This window comes from Vibrio sp. BS-M-Sm-2 (assembly GCF_041504345.1).
GTDB classification, from domain to species: Bacteria; Pseudomonadota; Gammaproteobacteria; order Enterobacterales; family Vibrionaceae; genus Vibrio; species Vibrio satsumensis.
In genome coordinates, this window is the sequence record NZ_CP167894.1 from 732,950 (window position 1) to 750,405 (window position 17,456).

Consider the following 17,456-nt stretch of genomic DNA (forward strand, 5'->3'; position numbering starts at 1 on the left):
TCTAACTTACTGCTCTCGGAACTGGACTCTGAACTGAGTCGCTTTCGGGTTTACCGACACTTCCGACAACGAAATACTTTCAAAACCACGAACAATCGCTTGCTTCCAAGGGCCTTGCTTTAGGTTGACCTCAAGCCCGGCATCGTCGTACCAGTAAAAACGATAAAGGATATGTTGATCGCCCTTATAGTTACTGTTTAAACGAACGATTCCTCGCGTATGACCGTCGACCAGATCAGTGCGGATATCTTCAACCTGTAAACGGCTGCCCAATACCTTGTCACCAAAGAAAACGTTCTGAGTCAGGCTATCGACCCTTACACCAGCTGTATTATCTGCACAACCAGCCAGAGCCATCACCGCTGCTAAGCTCACTAACCACTTTTTCATTACAGCCTCCCTAGCTGTTTATGCCACATTGTTGCGTTGTTTCCTTGTCGAGAAATCCACACCAAGGTGGTTTGCCCTTCTCGAATATCAAAGTCATATGTTTTAGCGCCCGCTTCCAACGTATATTGACCGTTGTTTGCTACAAACGTGCTGCTCTTAATCTCTGCAGGTAATGATTGCCAACTACGTGTGTCTGGTTGCTCTGTCAGTGTGTTCCACACGTTGAACAAAATATTGCCGACATCATCGCCTTTGGTGGCTTCTTTACGAATGCGATCTTTCGCGACTACGCGTAGCGCTTGGCGAATAACAATGCTCGTCATACGCTCGGATAAATCATTCTGCGCCATTGCATTTACGTCAGTGATCAAATGCTCTTGTAGCGGTTGCCCACTGATTCGCAACGCAGAAAAACGCTCTACGTTTTGGCTTGGGTAATATGGCAGCGCAAGAGAGTATATTGCTCCCTGATCGCGACTGTCATAAACAGGTAAATCTAGTCGCCAACTGTCCATAGCTTGCACAGCGCTCTGCTCTTGGAGAACAATTACTCGCCCTTCACCTGCACCAAGCTTAGATGATTGCTTGTAACGCTTTTCCAATGTCGCTAAATCTTGTCTCATCCCTAAACGAGCGGCTGTTGCCATGGTTCTATCTATAATTTCTTGGTTGTTTGGCATCACAGCCAAAGCACGACGATAGTCAACATAAGCGCTGTTTAGATCATTCGAAGCTTCATAAAGCAGACCAGACAAGAACATCAGATACGCATTTTGTACCGACTGCAGTTTTTTACCCGCATCAGGATAATTAGAAAGGATGCTACCCACATTGGCAGACAAACCCTGCTTCTTCGCATCGTTGGCTGCGCGATCTAACTCGGCTTCACGTTGCTTCTTTGCTTGTTCTTGAACTTGATTGGCGCGACGCATTTCGATCACCGCACCTTCTAAATCATTTTTCTTAAGGTAATTTAATCCGAGATATAGATGAAGAAAGCCCAACTCATAATCGGCTGGCACATACTCGGTAATATTGTCATTCACTGCCAACGCACCAACACTGGTTGCGCTGTCTGAGATTGAGATCACCGCTTTTCGTTGCTGCTCGGTTACTGCTTGATCAGCCACTTCAAACGAAGACTTACTCTCAGGGTATTTTTGATCCAGCAGATTAATTCTGCCTCTTTCAAAATTATCAAGGATGTCGCCTGCCGTGTAATCTGGTAGATCTTGCTGAGCCTTTGAATAATCTCCAGACTTAACGGCTTGGTAGATCGCTTTGTTTTGCGCACTGTAATGACTGAACAGGCTTCCTGCAGACATACTCGCACAACCCGCGGTCAACGCTGATAACAGGGCAATGGAAGCGAATCTAAACTGTTGCTTCACTTATCGTCTCCGTGCATGTTTAAAATGCCAACTTTAGTTAGTTGTCTCATTATCAAAACGAAACGTGTTGTAAAAAGGATCTCAAGCCAGTTGAAACCCTACCGATTTAGCCTCGGCCTAGGCGATGCCGACATTCAGACAACAGATAGAACTTAAAGTTGGCATACAAACTACAAATTTTCCAACTAACTACTTGCGTTAGCCCGCTAATGAGCTCGCTTAAACTAGCTCATTAATAGGGGACCAAGTGGACGGCCACCAACCAAGTGCATGTGAATATGGTAAACCTCTTGGCCACCGTGAGAGTTACAGTTCACGATAAGACGATAGCCATCTTCTGCGATGCCTTCTTCTTTTGCTAACTTGCGTGCAACGGTAAACATACGCCCCATCATCGCTTCATCTTCTACTTCAACATCGTTAGTTGTTGGAATCAGCTTATTAGGAATAATTAGGATATGGCTTGGCGCGCGAGGGTTAATATCACGAAAGGCCGTTACTAAATCGTCTTGGTATAATAAATCTGCTGGAATTTCTTTATTGATGATCTTACTAAAAATGGTTTCTTCAGCCATGTTTCTCTCCGATAAAACATTTATTTTTTAATGCTTTGAGTATGCGCTATGCCGCATCAAACCACAATAAATCTGCTTTAAAGCATAATAAAAAACACCGTTCAAATCAAAGAAAACCAGTGTTAGCTCTCAAGAATGGCATGTTGGTTATAACTGAGGGTTATTTTTGACGTGTGCGTCATAAAATGCGTAAGCCGAGCTCAATAGAATGCTGATAATTTTGTTAGTTTTACTTTGACCTGACATTAGGTCTGCATTTTTATTTAGGGAGAAAGCCATGAAGGGATCTGTGATCAAGCGTATGTACGCTGGTTTCGCACTGATCATCATCATGTTCGCAGTCACGATAACCATCATGATGAACAGCATGAATCAGATACACAGCAATTTTGAGAGTGTCTCAGAAACCTCATTACCACTTGTCGCGCTTTCAAATCAAACAAGTGTTCAATTGCTTTCTGCTGATAAGTCATTCAAAGATTTCTTAACCACACAAAACGCTGAACGCATGTCTGCAATGCGTACAGAGTTTGCTGCATCACAAAACTCGTTTTCTGAAGTGCTAGGTAACTTAGAAGCAGCGAGCCAAGACAATGTTTCGCTCACCGAACGTATCGCGCAATTAAGAGCGATGGAAGAGCGCTACTTCGCCGAAGCAGACGAAGCGATGAACAACTACGTCGCAATGTTTGAAGCACAAGAGCAGGTACAAAAAGCCTCTCGTGACTTCCAACGTCTACATTCAGAATTAACTGTTGGCATGAAAGAGTACGTTGCTGATCAAAAAAGCATCTCTGTAAAAGTGATGGCAAAGAGCTACTTCATTAAACTGCAAGACGCAGAAGTCATTACCTCTGATGCGCTTGCTAGCTCTGATGTTGCCTTCGTTCAGAAAGCCGTTAACCAAAACAAAAAGGCCGTTACTCACCTTAACTACGCTTATCGCGGTCTATCCACACAGCTACCGGCGCTTAAAAATGTCTTCGATGAGTCGGTTCAGAAATTCACCAAAGACGTTGGCCAGAAAGGTGGCGTACTAGACAAACACAACAACTACCTACAAGCCAAGCAAGCACTGTACGTGAACATCGCCAACCTAGCCGTAGAAGTTGACCAAGCGATGGCTGTTTTAGACTCATTCAACGTGACCGCTGAAGAGCAACTCAACTCGTCGTTAGCTGACGCAAGCAGCATCTACGACAAAGGCCTATTCAACGCGATCACAATTGGCATCATTGTGACCGTATTCGCTGCAGCGATTGGTTACCACATTGCACATAGTGTAAGAGAACCACTAACTCGCATTCTCGGGACATTAGAAGGCCTGACTCAAGGCGATATGACTCAACGTATCGATATTCGATACGACAACGAATTCAGCCGTGTGAGTCGTCACATCAATACCTTGGCTGACAATTTGCACAATATTCTCGTGAAGCTAAATGACGCTTCAGATGACCTAACCAAGACCGCAAGCGTAAACCAGAAGACTTCTTCTGAAACGCAAGCTCAGCTGAACAGCCAACGTGAACAAACCGCTACCGTTGCGACCGCAATGACAGAGATGTCTCATTCTGTACAAGAAGTGGCAAACAGCGCGCAAAGCTCACTAACTATGGTTCAACAAGTAGAATCGGCTTCTGAATCTGGTCGTCAGATCATGAACACCAACATTAGCACCATTAATCAGCTTGAGGTTCGCCTTACTGAATCAGTGGGTGCGGTGGGCGAGCTACAGCAAATGAGTAGTCAGATTGGTTCAATCCTTGACGTTATTCGTGGCATTGCTGAACAGACCAACTTACTTGCACTCAATGCGGCAATCGAAGCAGCGCGTGCTGGCGAACAAGGTCGTGGCTTTGCAGTTGTTGCCGATGAAGTACGAGTGCTAGCGCAAAAAACTACCCAATCAACCTCTGAAATCGAGACCATGATCAGCAATCTGCAGTCAAGTTCGAAAACCGCAAGCAACGTAATTGAAAGTTGTATGAGCGATATGGACATGTCGGTTCAACAAGCTTCAAGTGCAAACAGTGCGATGGAAGAGATCCAAGCCTTGATTCTAGAGATCAGCCACATGAGCACGCACATCTCTCAAGCAGCCGCAGAGCAGAGTGAAACGTCTGGTGATATCGCACGTAATATCGAAGACATCAACCACATCGCAGATAAGAGTTACCAAGCGATGTCTTCAATTGCGGAAGCAAGCCAAAACCTAACAATTCTGGCAAATCAGCAAGGTGATTTAGTACATCAGTTCAAACTATAGATAAATAAAGAATCGATAGATATTTAGTGAGATTCTTGAGACTTAATACCCAATAGTGGTAACTAATTGAGCTAGGGCAACTTTTATCAAGGGTTGCCCTTGTTTTTTATGAGCTTTGTCATTATATGATTATTAAGGCTTGCTGCTTCCCGTTTTTTCTTTCACCTTTATGAGCGAGCCGCTATTAAGGAATTTATATGGCTGTTCATGTTGGCATTATCGATCAAGACCCCATTCGCTTGCTCACCCCTTTACTTGATAACCGAACGGTCAGCACTCATATCGTGTTTATCGGCGACAAAAATCAAGTCAGTATGTACAAACGTTTAGACAGCGTTTTGCAGAAGCGCGACATTACCAGTGAGTTTTTCGAAATTCCGACCATCGTAAATACGTCCGTCATTAAAGAATCTATCCAAACCCTTGCCGAAGACCTGAAAGCACGCGGTCAAGAAGTGAAACTCAACGCGAGTTGTGGCCTTCGTCATCGTCTACTTTCCGTCTACGAAGTATTCCGTACTTATCACTGGCCAATCTTTGTTGTCGAACCAAACAGTGACAAGCTGTGCTGGTTGTATCCAAATGGCAAAGAAGACGCACAAGTTCAAGACCGCATTACTATCGACGACTACCTAACGGTATTTGGTGCTCGTGGTGAATTCAGCGATGTACAACTATCGCCGCAACTTGATCAGAAGCTTTATGAGTTAGGTGAGCGCTGGGCAAGTAACGCACTCGAATTAGGCCCTGGCCTTGCGACATTGAACTACCTTGCAACGACCTGTCGTAAAGAACAGAAGCTTGATGTTGAGCTCTCTGAGAAGCAACAAGGCTATCGCGAACTGAACATGCTGCTGAGCGATTTGGTTGAAGCTAAGATTGCGACTTACAACAATGGTATTTTAACCTTTACCAATGAAGACGCGCGACGCTTCTCAAACGGTGAATGGCTTGAAACATTAGTTCACAGCACAGTTAAGCAGATCCAAGATGACATGCCGACCATTCAAGACCGTTCTTTGAATGTTCAGGTGTACCGTCAACTCGGTGAGCGTGAGGTTCGAAACGAGCTTGATGTTGCATCTGTGGTGAACAATAAGCTGCACATCATCGAATGTAAGACCAAAGGCATGCGTGACGATGGTGATGACACCTTATACAAATTAGAATCGCTGAGAGACCTGCTAGGTGGCCTACAAGCACGTGCAATGTTGGTGAGCTTCCGCCCTCTTCGCCATAACGATATCACTCGAGCAGAAGATCTTGGTCTTGCACTGATTGGCCCTGACGAACTAAAAGACCTTAAAACACACCTAACGGCATGGTTTACAGCTGCTGGCGGTAATGAAGATCTAGAGTACTAAAAACAAATAAACTCATGAGAGCTAAACGCTCTAAAGCAGATTATAAAAAAGGCGAATGACCATTAAGTCACTCGCCTTTTTCTTGTCTATTCTCTCTATCGATTACTTTAAGACGACATAAAAAAATGGCCACATCATTCGATGCGGCCATTTTCAAAATTTGAAGTCAGTTTAAGGCTTAATGCTCTCTACTACTCAGAGCACTTTAAGACTTAAAGCATTTTACGAGCAGCTTCTACAACCACTTTGATTGAACGAGCTTCTGTTACTTTTAGTGTGTCGTGGTCTGGAATCTCTTTTTGAGTACGGTTGATGATTACACCAGCAACACAACCCGCTTTAAGGCCAGAGCTTGCACACATTGTTAACAGCGTTGCAGATTCCATTTCGAAGTTCAGAACACCCATGTCTTGCCATTCTTGCATAGAACCTTGGAAGCGCTTAACTACGCGACCAGAGAACGTGTCGTAACGCTCTTGACCTGGGTAGAAAGTGTCACTTGAAGCTGTTACGCCCATGTGAACTGCTGCACCTGATTCTTCAACTGCCGCTTTCATTGCTGTTGCCACTTCGAAGTCAGCAACTGCTGGGAACTCCATTGGAGCAAAGTGCAGGCTAGCGCCGTCTAGACGAACAGAACCAGTAGAAACAATCATGTCACCCACGTTTACGTGAGGTTGGATAGCACCCGTAGTACCAACACGCAGGAAAGTGCGAACACCCAGTTGAGCTAGCTCTTCTACAGCGATAGAAGTCGATGGACCACCGATACCTGTTGAACATACAACAACTGGCTTACCGTCTAGTTCTGCGCGGTAAAGTGTGTATTCACGATGGCTAGCAAGAAATACTGGATTCTCCATCTCTTCTGCAATTTTTTGTACACGAGCAGGATCACCAGGGATGATCGCAAGAGTAGCACCGTTAAGATCTGCTTCAGTAACACCTAAATGGAAAACAGCTTGAGACATAGTTCGCTCCTTTTGGCTTATTGGGCTTTTTACCCTTATTTAAGCTCATAGTAAATTCGTGGGGTACGAACACACTCTAACCAAGCTAACCACAAAATGAAGTGATACTCGTCACACGAATAGTCGCAACAAGATTCCAAGTTTCACGAAAAACCGATTGGCATCACAAAAATAAGCAATCCATACGCCTATGTTGCATACTAATGAGACAAAAAGCGCCTTTACCGTATTACCGCTAAAGGCGCTTTTTATATTAAGAATGCTCTATGTCGGTGAGCTCGACTTAATCCGCTTTAGATTTGAATCGAAGCAGGCGCAGTGCGTTTAATGTCACCAAAGCTGTCGCACCACTATCAGCTAACACAGCAACCCATAAACCGGTAATACCAAGCAAACTGGTCACCAAGAATACACCTTTCAAACCGAGCGCTAGAGCAACGTTTTGACGGATGTTGTTCATAGTTGCTTGCGATAGCTCAATCATCGCTGGCAATTCTGTTAAGCGGTTATGGGTTAGTGCTGAATCCGCCGTTTCCAAGGCAACGTCAGTCCCTCCGCCCATTGCGATGCCGACATTCGCCGTTTTCATTGCTGGCGCATCATTGATGCCATCACCAACCATTGCAACGTGCGACTGTTGAGATAACTCCTCAACGTAAGATACCTTGTCGCTTGGTAATAGACTTGCCTTGTACTGCATACCAATCTTGCTACTGATCGCTGCGGCACTGCGTGGGTTATCGCCAGTCAGCATGATAGATTGAATGCCCAAGTCATTAAGTCGCTCAATCGCAAGCTTAGCGTCACTGCGCAACGTATCTTGCCAAGCAATCAAACCAATTGGAGTCGCTTGCTCTGTTGATACTTCTTGCTCTTTAAGCTCAAGAGCAACCACAACCGTCTTACCCTCACCTTCTAATGCTTCTATCTGAGAAACAACATCAGTACCAAGATCGATGGTTACTTTAGACGGTGACAGAACCTGATATTTAACACCATCAACATCGCCTTCAACACCGCTACCAATCAGCGCTTTCTTATTGTGAGATTCTGGAATCTCAATATTCAGCTCTTTTACTTTCGCCACTAGCGACTGCGCCAATGGATGAGTAGAGCCAACTTCGATTGCACCAACCACACGTAGCATCGCATCTTGTTGCCAACCCGATAAAGGCTGAATATCCGTAACCTGGGGCTTACCTTCGGTCAGTGTACCCGTCTTATCGAAGGCAATAGTTTGGATTTTGCCAAGCTGCTCCAGTGCTGCACCGCCTTTAATTAGTGCACCACGTTTCGCTGCTGCCGCTAAACCAGAAGTAATCGCTGCTGGCGTCGAGATAACTAACGCACACGGACAAGCAATCAACAATAACGCTAGGCCACGGTATACCCATGTTTCCCAAGGTTGAGCGAACAATAATGGTGGCGTGATAATAACGAGCAAAGCCACCACCATCATCAATGGCGTGTACCAACGGCTGAACTTATCAAGGAAACGTTCCAGCGGTGCTTTACGAGACTCTGCTTCTTCAATCAGGTGAAGAATACGGTCGATTGCGTTTTCACCTTGTTTTGAAGTGATGGTTATACGAACCACTTTGTCCACAACGACGGCACCAGCCATAATGCTGTTACCTTCGGTGTGTTCAACAGGAACAGATTCACCGGTTAACGCACTTTCATCAAAGCTTGCCGCGTCTGTAATCAATTTGCCATCAGCAGGCAAGCGAGAACCCGCTGCGACTTCAATGATATCACCAGGAACAAGCTCGCTTACTGCCACTTCAACACGTTCACCGTTGATAATCTTGGTCGCGTTCTCTGGCACTAATGCCATTAGCGCTTGAACGCCACTTCTTGCTCTAGATGAAGCAAACGCTTCTAAGCGCTCACCAATCAAGAACAATAATAGAACCATCGCCGCTTCCGCGGTTTCACCCAGGTACAAAGCACCCAGCGCGGCAACACTCATTAAGGTTTCAATAGCAAACGGTGTACCTGAGCGTGCCAACTGAACCGCTTTCTTCGCCACCGGATATAAGCCAAGCAGACAAGTTACCGTAAACAAGCCTTCACTTAATTGAGGAGAGGTACTTTTCAGAAGCGCAGCAAACAGCATTGCCGCTGCAATCGCGATAATCTGTAAATTAGGTTGGATATGAGCTTGCCAAAAAGTCTCAGGCTGTTGTTTTTCTTTCTTAGAACCGACTTCCGTTAATGGGAAGCCAGTTTTGATAGAGACCTGTTCAATAGTGTCGGCAAGGCTTTCATTATCGAATTTCACAACCAGCTTTTCGGTAGCAAAGAGAACCTTCGCTTGAATAACACCGTCAATATTGCTGATCGCGTTTTCTATTTTTCTTGCACAAGCTGGGCAGTCCATTCCGGCAACCAACCAACTTTTGGAAAATTGGGCGTCGAGAGATAAGGTTGAGGACTGACTGTCTTCTTCTCCACTATCCGACGAACTACAACAATCATCTCCAGACGGTGACGGAGCAGCAGAAGAGCTACAACAACCAGATGAGGTACCTGCTGCTGTGATACTTGAAATTTTAGGGCTAGAGCAACTTGCTCCTGCCGCTTGAGGTTGAACGTCCACTTTTGCTGAGCGGCACGCTGCATGTTTTGCGCACATAATGTATCTCCTTAATACTCAAAAGCCTTGAGGTTGTTGCTAACTCACGAGCAACAGAACCTTAAGTTCACCAAAAGTATAAACCTTGGAGGCTACTCCAAGGTCAAGAAGAAGTTATCGAGAAAACAAAAATATTATGCCAGCGCCAATGGCTTACGGAGATTTACGCTCCGCACACTCTTCACGATTCGCCGATACATCATCAATAAGAACCGCATCGTGTGAACAAAACGGCTGTGTGTTCAAGCTGACAATCGACACATCGTCTTCAACTGGATCAACTTGAGAACCTTGCATCAGCTCAGTAATATGATGTCGAAGTACCAAAATACCTAAAATCCCGAACAGAACATTACCTAACGCTTGTCCGTACAAAACCCCCAAAGCGCCATACCACTGAGAACCTAGATAGACGAATGGTAGAGTACCTAACGTCGCTTTGCCCAAATTCAACGCCGTTGAGTAAAGCGGTTTACCTAGATTATTAAAGGAGGTATTGGCAACAAATAGCGCGCCGTTAAAGGTGAAGGTTAACGCCACATAGGTACAGAAAGCCGCCACAATGATTGCCGCATCACCTTGTAAGCTAAAGCCTTGAATGACATAACCTTGAACGAGGTACAACAGAATACAAACGGCAATGGTATAAAGTGTCGTCACCAGCAATGAGTTATTAAGTGTTTCTTTAACTCTGTCCATGCGTTCTGCACCAAAGTTCTGACCAATGATTGGTCCCACAGCGCCAGACAAGGCAAAGATAACCGCAAAACAAACCGGTGTTAGACGACCGATCACGGCAAAACCCGCGACAAAATCCTCACCATATTGTGCGATACCTGTCGTCACAATCGCATTACCGATAGGCGTTGCGGTATTGGTGATAATCGCAGGCAGCGCAATCGCCAATATTGGTCGAATATTAAGGCGCCATTGCACAAACGAAGGTGGAGCCACCAGCTGATGGCTGCGAATCAAAGGATAAAGCGAGAAGAACAGCACCGAGAAGCGAGCAACAACCGAAGCGATAGCTGCCCCTTCGATGTTCCAACCAAAACCAAAAATAAACAGAGGGTCCAAAATCGCATTAACGATACCGCCCGACAAAGTCGCCCACATCGAACGTTTCGCATCTCCTGCCGCCCTCAAACCCGCACCAGCCGCCATCGCCAACGCTAGAAATGGCCCACTTGGCAATAAAATCTGTAGGTAAGCTTGAGCACGCTCAGCAGCAATCCCTTTTGCGCCTATCGCGGCTAACAGCTCTGGAATATAAGCGAACATGATTGCAGTTACGGTGGAACTGATAACAAACGCAGTCAGCATGATGCTGGTGCTTAGATTTCGAGCGTGTTCTTGATTCTTTGAGCCAATAGCTTTGGAGACTAATGCGCCCATGGCAATCGAAGTACCAATCGAAACAGAGGTAGAGAAAAAAGTCAGCGTACCTGCAAAGCCCACTGCCGCGGCCAATTCAACCTGCCCGAGCATACTGATGAACAGCATGTCGAGTAAATCTACTACAAATAACGCCATCAAACCGACAGAGCCAGCCCCCGACATCACCAATATATGGCGCATCGTTGAACCTTCAACAAACTTTGCCGTTTGATTTGACATGAAACCTCCAAAAGTTGGCATACCGCAAACTAAAGCTTAATAAACTAGTCAACCACAAGTTGGGGATCCACAAAGAAAGGATCTATCTAGAAAAGCTCTATACAGAAAAAAGGCGCTAGTGCGCCTTTTGTCAATTATGGGTATTGATAAAAATAATCGTTCTTAACACCTTACTATACAGGATGTTTGAAACATTCATCTAAGTTCTTGCCGATTGCTCTCAAAACATCGGTTCGGGTGATCATACCGACCAGCTTCCCGTTATCAATTACTGGGTATGCCTTAGGTTTCCCAACTTGCATCATGTCCGCCAGCTCAATAATAGATAATTCAGGTGAGACAGACAGTACTTCTTGATACATGCAGTCACCCACAATGTGTGTGTCTTGGCAGAAATAGCTCACCTTCACCAACTTCTCGAGTAAATCTTGCTCAGAAAGGAAACCAATCACTTGCTCATTATCGTCAATTACGGGTCCACCCATATGGTGGCTACGCATCACTTTGTCTAACGCTAGACTTAACGGCATATCAGGAGTAAATGTCACAACCTGTTGCGTCATATAATCTTTCACTTTAATAGAATGCATTGCGTTCTCCCTAAATACTTTGCGTTATATATTTTTCTATCTTGTTAAGTTAATTGTTGTCTAAAATCTTGATTTTACTAAATGGATTTCAACAATTTTATTGATAGGCAAAACCTAACAAGACAACAAAGCGAGACAAACAAAGGCTTGAGCACGTTTTAGACCACCAGAAAAAAGGGGGAAAGAGCCCTTACAAAGCCTTACTTTTCCTTGCTTAACCTTACTTAGTCGAACTAGCCTGAGTAGATAAACCCTGTAATCTTCACCGCACTAATAATTAGAAATCCGGATTTAGGAAGTTTATGCAACACGACAACAACATGTACGCGTATGTTTATGCAGGTAACGACGGCACAGAAAACACACTCATCGCCACTATCGATAATCAAGAAAAACCGCTTATTTCAAGCTGCGTTGATGAGATAAAACGCATGTCGTGCTTAGCCATTGACTTAGCAGCAAAACACGACCTAAGAGTGAAGCTGGTGAAATACCAAAGAGAACAAGAGATTGACTTCGGCTTGTTCGTTAAATAGCAGACTCATCACACATGTCTTGACAGTCAAGCTCAACAAGCATTGTCAGCGACACATGAATACCGTATTTTGTGGCAAGTTCTTGAGTAGGTAATCACATTGACGATGATTACCTGCTTTAACCGATAAGCGCTCGAATTGGACATATCCGTCGCACCGCTTTTCATTGTCCAAACGGTTCACTATGACTTTGCTTCGTTCTCCTCAAACTCTTCTATCTCACTTTATACCTAAGCTAAAAAGCTACTTTAGCGAATTGTTAGATTTCCAATCACGCATTTGGGTGGTTCATATCTTTGAAGACTCCTTCACCGATCAGTCCTTTGTGATAAATGAAGATGGCTTTAAAGAGCCGTTAGAGTGGATGAAGAAACGAGCCTATCAAGCAGCAATGCTTGAACAAGTTGAGAAAATGAAAATTTCACAAGTCATTGAGATTCAATTTGAAGGCAAGATGCATCGATTGATGCGAGTAAAGTAACTCTTATTGCTTGATCATTCACGAAAGCCCTTTGCTAGAAATCAAGCACAAAAAAGGCCAGCACACTCTGACCTTCTCTCATTGGTTAAAAACCATCATCTAACTCGCACAATACTCATGCCACAGGCGCACCGCTTTCTGGTATGCCTCAGTTTTATCGTGCGTTTCTGCAAAGAGAATAGCTGTCATGCTGTCAACAATGGTATTCGCCATTAACGCCATCTCTTCAGCCGGTGTACCAAGTACACATTGACTAGGAATTGGCAGCTCTAGGTTCATCATCTCTTCCCAGTAGAACGATTCAACTTTGTCAGGAGAGCTCATCCAAACCGTTTGGCTAACTTTAGGGTTATATTCCGACTCACCATTCATCCCTTTGAATGAAATCACCGAGTGGGATTTATTGCCAATGACATGCTCAACTTCCGCATGAAGCTGTGGGAAGCCAGGATGGAAACTGCCACGCAGACCTAAACGGCCACCACCTGGGTTCAATGCTCGAACCACAGTGTTGATTGGTGTGCGCAAACCGTAACGGTGTTTCCAGCCGATCATGGTCTGAGCTTCTGGTGCAAAGTTGGCAAGCGGTAAATAGGCGATACCATCAGATTCAAGGATCTGCTTCGCGTCTTCTGGATCTTTCGCACTACGCACACCGACACACTCAAGGTGAGTCTCTACGTGCGTGCGGCCACTTGGTTTATCCATATAGCCATGCATCAATACCTTATAACCGTCGGCAGCCAATATCTTCGCAGCAAGCAAATTCCACGGCTTACCACTGGCAGTATCATTACGTTTACCGGCGTAACACGGCCAGTCAATATCTGCGCCTAAGTCTGGCACTCGTGACTGAAAGGCTTTTACAAAGCCAGCAATCTCTTCATTGGTTTCATTCTGCACACGAATCAACATCAGTAGCATCGCCATTTGGTCGTCACCGACCTCTCCGCTTAAATACTCATCCATGATGCGGTAGGCTTGTTCGAACGACAAAGGCTTACGCCCTCTTTCTCCTCGTCCAACTGTACGAATACACTCTAAAATACTACTCATTGATTGTTTATTCTCTTCCGTTGATATCAATAAAATTCGAATACGTTTTCGATTCTATGATACCCGCAGTCCATTGCAAAGCGATTCAACAGCTGCTCCCTAATTATCAATACACAGATTGAGGTAAAATTAACGTATGCAGCGCACCTTGATAGGTCAAACAAAAATAGAACCCTGGCAAGTTTCATCGGGTTTGATTAGAGATGCTGAAACAAGTCGTGTATTATCGGAACGTTTGCACTTTACCTATTTTACGGTTAGCGGTTGCACAATTTTATTCGCACCAACACACGTTCATATACCAAGACTAAGAATTGATGCCAAAGTTGATTAACAAAATTTGGGTACACGCTTTCATGCTCTTCGCTATGCTAATGGCCACCATTAGTGTGGACAGCATCGCGAGCAGCAATGCTCTGCAAGCCCCTCAAGCTCAATCAACTTCCACCAATAGCTTCTCTTTCTCTGCTTCTAACATCAGTTCTGTAGAAAGCGCCCCTACACCTTTTCCCAGCGCACAACCCAACGTTGAACACCATTGCTGTGGATCAGTCTGTCTACTGAAAATGCCACCACTTATCGTTTCTGAATCTTTCGATACGCAGATTGAATCGCTGGCATTGATAGAAAAAGAGCCTTCACACAAAGCGATCATTGCACCACAAGCGCCATATCGCCCTCCTATTTCTTAATCGTTTGTCCCTATTTGGCAATATCTGCCGCCAAGATATAACAGCGCATTTGCTGTATCTAATGACATCCGAATTTAGGAAATGAACACATGAAAAAACTATTTAGCCTCTTTGCCGCTCTTATCTTGAGCGCTTCAGTAAACGCCGCACAATTTGAAGAAGGCACGCACTACAAAATCCTTGATGTAGCGAAGGCCGACAAGCCTGTCGTAACCGAATTTTTCTCTTTCTATTGCCCACACTGTTACAAATTTGAAGGGGTGATTAAGTATCTAAAAGAAGACTTACCAAAGTCAGCAAGCTTCCAAAAAGTACATGTCGCTTTTATGGGTAACAACATGGCCGTGCCAATGGCAAAAGCTTACGCGACCATGATTGCTCTAGACGCTGAAGAAAGTATGGTTCCTGCGATGTTTGCTCAAATCCATGAGAAGCAACAAACACCAAAAAATGAAGTAGAGCTGCGTGAAGTTTTCATTGATAACGGTATCGATGCGAAGAAGTTTGATGCGGCATACAACAGCTTTGCAGTGAACTCGATGCAAAAACGTTTCGATAAAGAGTTTGAACAAAGCACACTAACAGGTGTTCCTGGAGTTCTGGTTAACAACAAATACATCGTGAAACCGGACCAAATTAAGAGCTACGAAGAGTACAACCAACTAGTGAATTACCTGCTAACTCTTTAGCAATAACTAGGGCCTATTTTAGATATCTCAAAGTCAGCGATTTCATCGCTGGCTTTCTTATATATGATGTTTCCTAGCCACTCACCAATCCCGTCAATACGCTTGGGAAGTATTGTTAACTGGCATCCTCCATAATTTTTCATATACTGCACTCAATTAAGCTATCCACTGTGCTGTAGCATTCCAAATAATAGCACTCAAATATTGGGACCTTTATGATCATTCTGACCACTAACTTTGGCGACATTGAAATTGAACTGAATCTTGAAAAAGCGCCAGTAACGTCGAAAAACTTCCTTAAATACTGCCAAGATGGCTTCTACGAAGGCACGACATTTCATCGTGTTATTGAAGGTTTCATGATTCAAGGTGGTGGGCACACTATCGACATGACAGAAAAACCAACTCGCGCACCCATCGTCAATGAAGCAAACCGTGGCTTAAAGAACGTGATCGGCTCTGTCGCTATGGCTCGTACCGACGCCCCACATTCTGCAACAGCGCAGTTCTTCATCAACCTTGATGACAACGACTTCCTAGATCATACCTCAACGACGAATGCTGGCTGGGGTTACGCGGTATTCGCTAAAGTTTCAGCAGGTATGGACGTAGTAAACAAAATCGCTGTAGCGCCAACAACCACTCGCTGGGGACACGAAGATGTGCCTTGCGAAGATATTGTGATCACCAAGGTTACGATTCGCGATTAATTCAAAATTAGCAGTCAATTCGCTTTTTTATCAAATAACGAAGCAATGTTGGTGCTAATTGCATCGGTATTAGTTACGATGACAATAGTTGTAATGTCATCGTAAGAATTAGGTACAAGCAGATGTCAGTAGAATTTGATAGACAAAATAGCTTTGGATGGATGATCAATGTAATCGCCAACAAAGCGAGTAAAGATTTCGACCTAGAGCTGAAGAAGCACGGCCTAACCATCGCATTGTGGCCAACATTGATGTGTCTATGGGAAGAGGAAGGTATTACTCAGCGTGATATCGCGGCAAAATCCAAGGTCGAAAATTCAACCACGACACGCACACTAGACAAGTTAGAGAAGCTAGAGTTGGTTGAGCGTAGAGCCGATCCAAATAGCCGTCGCTCTTTCCGAATCTACTTAACCGAAAAAGGCAAAGCTCTCGAAGAACAACTCATCTCTATCCCTGCTCGTTTAAACAAAGAGTTAATGAGCGAGTTGGACGAGCAAGAGCAACAACAAATACTCAAGCTACTTCAGAAAATGGTCGCGGCGATTTAAGCGTACATTAGAGAACAAGCAACACTCGGTCTCGCACCGAGTGTTTTATTGTCGTCTCGACCACTTAATATAGCAGAACAGTGAAGCAATAATCACAGCCCCACCTAGCAGCTTTTGCATCTCTACACTTTCACCTAACACACTCACACTCAGTAACAGCGTCCATACTGGCTCAAGAATCATGATCAATGCCGCTACTTCCATGTTGACAGAATGTTGGCCGACGGTTTGAAGCAAGTAACGAATAGAAGTCGCAATAACCGCAGACACGATGAACCAGAAAACTAAGGTTTTGGTTATCTCGAACTCCGGTTGAGCGGTCATAGAAGCAAAGGCTAAACCACTCACACCCACCACAAACAACTGCACACAGATTGATGCGATAGGTTTGATATTAGTAATCACGCGCTTGTTCATCACAAAATGAACGGACAACAACATCGATGCTAGCAGAAAGTAAATCTGACTCTGCTCGACATGCCAACCGTTACCCAAAGTCAGCAACAGCATGCCGATAATCGCGATAGGGAACGACATCCAAAACGCACGATTAGGCTTAACTCGAAACAAAATCCAAGACACAAACGGTGCAATGATCATCGCGAGGCTCATGATGAACGCCCCTTCCGACAAGCTTTCTGTCACCGATACCGCAAACACCCATACCTGCAATGAGGCGGACAGCAACAAACCCACTCCGCAAAGAGAAAGTATCTGCTTAAACGAAAGCTTACGAATATGATGAATACAAAACGGAAGTAAAATCAGGCTTGCCACAACAAACCGCACACCAATGAACACTGGTCCGGGCATTTCTAATACCACCAGCTTAGATGCAATCCATCCAACCCCGGCTAACAGGGTGGCAAATAGGAGATAAAGTTCCCCACGCATCGCTTTCACGTTCATCATTTTATTCGGTCCAATAACGAAAAA

At 44.6% G+C, this 17,456-nt stretch carries 17 protein-coding genes and 1 pseudogene; 9 read left to right on the forward strand and 9 right to left on the reverse strand.

The annotated features are described in order from the left end of the window. Positions 1-6: 6 nt before the first annotated feature. The 3 genes from AB8613_RS03220 to hinT all read right to left on the reverse strand — a co-directional run bounded on the left by AB8613_RS03220 (position 7) and on the right by hinT (position 2,356). Positions 7-390, reverse strand: a complete 384-nt coding sequence (locus AB8613_RS03220) for a YcfL family protein (RefSeq protein WP_017060222.1) — start codon at positions 388-390, stop codon at positions 7-9. Next, positions 390-1,781: a COG3014 family protein gene (locus AB8613_RS03225; RefSeq protein ID WP_146491830.1), complete on the reverse strand. Its 1,392-nt coding sequence runs from the start codon at positions 1,779-1,781 to the stop codon at positions 390-392. Before AB8613_RS03225 ends, AB8613_RS03220 begins: the two co-directional genes overlap by 1 nt. A gap of 224 nt (positions 1,782-2,005) precedes the next feature. Then, positions 2,006-2,356, reverse strand: a complete 351-nt coding sequence (gene hinT / locus AB8613_RS03230; RefSeq protein ID WP_004736268.1) for a purine nucleoside phosphoramidase — start codon at positions 2,354-2,356, stop codon at positions 2,006-2,008. A 277-nt stretch (positions 2,357-2,633) separates the two neighbouring features. Here hinT and AB8613_RS03235 point away from each other — a divergent pair, with 277 nt between their 5' ends. Continuing rightward, the gene (locus AB8613_RS03235; RefSeq protein WP_372384473.1) at positions 2,634-4,625 is read left to right on the forward strand and encodes a methyl-accepting chemotaxis protein; all 1,992 of its coding nucleotides are present in this window, start codon (positions 2,634-2,636) and stop codon (positions 4,623-4,625) included. A gap of 197 nt (positions 4,626-4,822) precedes the next feature. Continuing rightward, positions 4,823-5,989 (forward strand): DUF1887 family protein, encoded by a 1,167-nt coding sequence (locus AB8613_RS03240; protein ID WP_146491828.1) that lies wholly within the window; start codon positions 4,823-4,825, stop codon positions 5,987-5,989. Between the two features lie 212 nt (positions 5,990-6,201). Here AB8613_RS03240 and udp read toward each other — a convergent pair whose 3' ends face one another. The 4 genes from udp to AB8613_RS03260 all read right to left on the reverse strand — a co-directional run bounded on the left by udp (position 6,202) and on the right by AB8613_RS03260 (position 11,805). Beyond that, positions 6,202-6,960: a uridine phosphorylase gene (gene udp / locus AB8613_RS03245; protein ID WP_061018938.1), complete on the reverse strand. Its 759-nt coding sequence runs from the start codon at positions 6,958-6,960 to the stop codon at positions 6,202-6,204. A 283-nt stretch (positions 6,961-7,243) separates the two neighbouring features. Beyond that, the gene (locus AB8613_RS03250; protein WP_372384474.1) at positions 7,244-9,598 is read right to left on the reverse strand and encodes a zinc/cadmium/mercury/lead-transporting ATPase; all 2,355 of its coding nucleotides are present in this window, start codon (positions 9,596-9,598) and stop codon (positions 7,244-7,246) included. 153 nt (positions 9,599-9,751) lie between these two features. Then, complete coding sequence (locus AB8613_RS03255) at positions 9,752-11,215, reverse strand: MATE family efflux transporter (RefSeq protein ID WP_146491826.1); 1,464 nt, start codon at positions 11,213-11,215, stop codon at positions 9,752-9,754. A 173-nt stretch (positions 11,216-11,388) separates the two neighbouring features. After that, entirely contained in the window at positions 11,389-11,805 is a 417-nt protein-coding gene (locus AB8613_RS03260) for a CBS domain-containing protein (RefSeq protein ID WP_060982864.1), read from the reverse strand. A 302-nt stretch (positions 11,806-12,107) separates the two neighbouring features. Between AB8613_RS03260 and AB8613_RS03265 the strand changes: the two genes are divergently transcribed. Continuing rightward, complete coding sequence (locus AB8613_RS03265; protein WP_146491825.1) at positions 12,108-12,341, forward strand: hypothetical protein; 234 nt, start codon at positions 12,108-12,110, stop codon at positions 12,339-12,341. Positions 12,342-12,525: 184 nt separating this feature from the next. Further along, entirely contained in the window at positions 12,526-12,822 is a 297-nt protein-coding gene (locus tag AB8613_RS03270) for a hypothetical protein (RefSeq protein ID WP_372384475.1), read from the forward strand. 99 nt (positions 12,823-12,921) lie between these two features. Here AB8613_RS03270 and AB8613_RS03275 read toward each other — a convergent pair whose 3' ends face one another. After that, positions 12,922-13,878, reverse strand: coding sequence for a glycosyl transferase family protein (locus AB8613_RS03275; protein WP_372384476.1), 957 nt, complete (start codon positions 13,876-13,878; stop codon positions 12,922-12,924). A 317-nt stretch (positions 13,879-14,195) separates the two neighbouring features. Here AB8613_RS03275 and AB8613_RS03280 point away from each other — a divergent pair, with 317 nt between their 5' ends. The 5 genes and pseudogenes from AB8613_RS03280 (at position 14,196) to AB8613_RS03300 (ending at position 16,520) form a co-directional block, all read left to right on the forward strand. Continuing rightward, entirely contained in the window at positions 14,196-14,570 is a 375-nt protein-coding gene (locus AB8613_RS03280) for a hypothetical protein (RefSeq protein ID WP_060982868.1), read from the forward strand. 89 nt (positions 14,571-14,659) lie between these two features. Then, complete coding sequence (locus tag AB8613_RS03285) at positions 14,660-15,259, forward strand: thiol:disulfide interchange protein DsbA/DsbL (protein ID WP_146491821.1); 600 nt, start codon at positions 14,660-14,662, stop codon at positions 15,257-15,259. 215 nt (positions 15,260-15,474) lie between these two features. Further along, on the forward strand, positions 15,475-15,969 hold the full coding sequence (locus AB8613_RS03290; RefSeq protein ID WP_146491820.1) for a peptidylprolyl isomerase: 495 nt from the start codon (positions 15,475-15,477) through the stop codon (positions 15,967-15,969). Continuing rightward, a pseudogene (locus AB8613_RS03295) lies at positions 15,970-16,074 on the forward strand (hydrogenase); the annotation flags it as partial. It lies immediately after the preceding gene. Between the two features lie 17 nt (positions 16,075-16,091). Then, positions 16,092-16,520 (forward strand): MarR family winged helix-turn-helix transcriptional regulator, encoded by a 429-nt coding sequence (locus AB8613_RS03300; RefSeq protein WP_052879847.1) that lies wholly within the window; start codon positions 16,092-16,094, stop codon positions 16,518-16,520. Between the two features lie 45 nt (positions 16,521-16,565). Here AB8613_RS03300 and AB8613_RS03305 read toward each other — a convergent pair whose 3' ends face one another. Beyond that, positions 16,566-17,432 (reverse strand): DMT family transporter, encoded by an 867-nt coding sequence (locus tag AB8613_RS03305; RefSeq protein ID WP_060982872.1) that lies wholly within the window; start codon positions 17,430-17,432, stop codon positions 16,566-16,568. Positions 17,433-17,456: the final 24 nt, after the last annotated feature.

What these genes read in the sequence shown, in the direction of transcription:
- AB8613_RS03220 (WP_017060222.1), bottom strand. Translation starts at nt 390, where the DNA reads ATGAAAAAGTGGTTAGTGAGCTTAGCAGCGGTGATGGCTCTGGCTGGT.
- hinT (WP_004736268.1), bottom strand. Translation starts at nt 2,356, where the DNA reads ATGGCTGAAGAAACCATTTTTAGTAAGATCATCAATAAAGAAATTCCA.
- AB8613_RS03235 (WP_372384473.1), top strand. Translation starts at nt 2,634, where the DNA reads ATGAAGGGATCTGTGATCAAGCGTATGTACGCTGGTTTCGCACTGATC.
- AB8613_RS03240 (WP_146491828.1), top strand. Translation starts at nt 4,823, where the DNA reads ATGGCTGTTCATGTTGGCATTATCGATCAAGACCCCATTCGCTTGCTC.
- udp (WP_061018938.1), bottom strand. Translation starts at nt 6,960, where the DNA reads ATGTCTCAAGCTGTTTTCCATTTAGGTGTTACTGAAGCAGATCTTAAC.
- AB8613_RS03250 (WP_372384474.1), bottom strand. Translation starts at nt 9,598, where the DNA reads ATGTGCGCAAAACATGCAGCGTGCCGCTCAGCAAAAGTGGACGTTCAA.
- AB8613_RS03255 (WP_146491826.1), bottom strand. Translation starts at nt 11,215, where the DNA reads ATGTCAAATCAAACGGCAAAGTTTGTTGAAGGTTCAACGATGCGCCAT.
- AB8613_RS03260 (WP_060982864.1), bottom strand. Translation starts at nt 11,805, where the DNA reads ATGCATTCTATTAAAGTGAAAGATTATATGACGCAACAGGTTGTGACA.
- AB8613_RS03265 (WP_146491825.1), top strand. Translation starts at nt 12,108, where the DNA reads ATGCAACACGACAACAACATGTACGCGTATGTTTATGCAGGTAACGAC.
- AB8613_RS03270 (WP_372384475.1), top strand. Translation starts at nt 12,526, where the DNA reads ATGACTTTGCTTCGTTCTCCTCAAACTCTTCTATCTCACTTTATACCT.
- AB8613_RS03275 (WP_372384476.1), bottom strand. Translation starts at nt 13,878, where the DNA reads ATGAGTAGTATTTTAGAGTGTATTCGTACAGTTGGACGAGGAGAAAGA.
- AB8613_RS03280 (WP_060982868.1), top strand. Translation starts at nt 14,196, where the DNA reads ATGCCAAAGTTGATTAACAAAATTTGGGTACACGCTTTCATGCTCTTC.
- AB8613_RS03285 (WP_146491821.1), top strand. Translation starts at nt 14,660, where the DNA reads ATGAAAAAACTATTTAGCCTCTTTGCCGCTCTTATCTTGAGCGCTTCA.
- AB8613_RS03290 (WP_146491820.1), top strand. Translation starts at nt 15,475, where the DNA reads ATGATCATTCTGACCACTAACTTTGGCGACATTGAAATTGAACTGAAT.
- AB8613_RS03300 (WP_052879847.1), top strand. Translation starts at nt 16,092, where the DNA reads ATGTCAGTAGAATTTGATAGACAAAATAGCTTTGGATGGATGATCAAT.
- AB8613_RS03305 (WP_060982872.1), bottom strand. Translation starts at nt 17,432, where the DNA reads ATGATGAACGTGAAAGCGATGCGTGGGGAACTTTATCTCCTATTTGCC.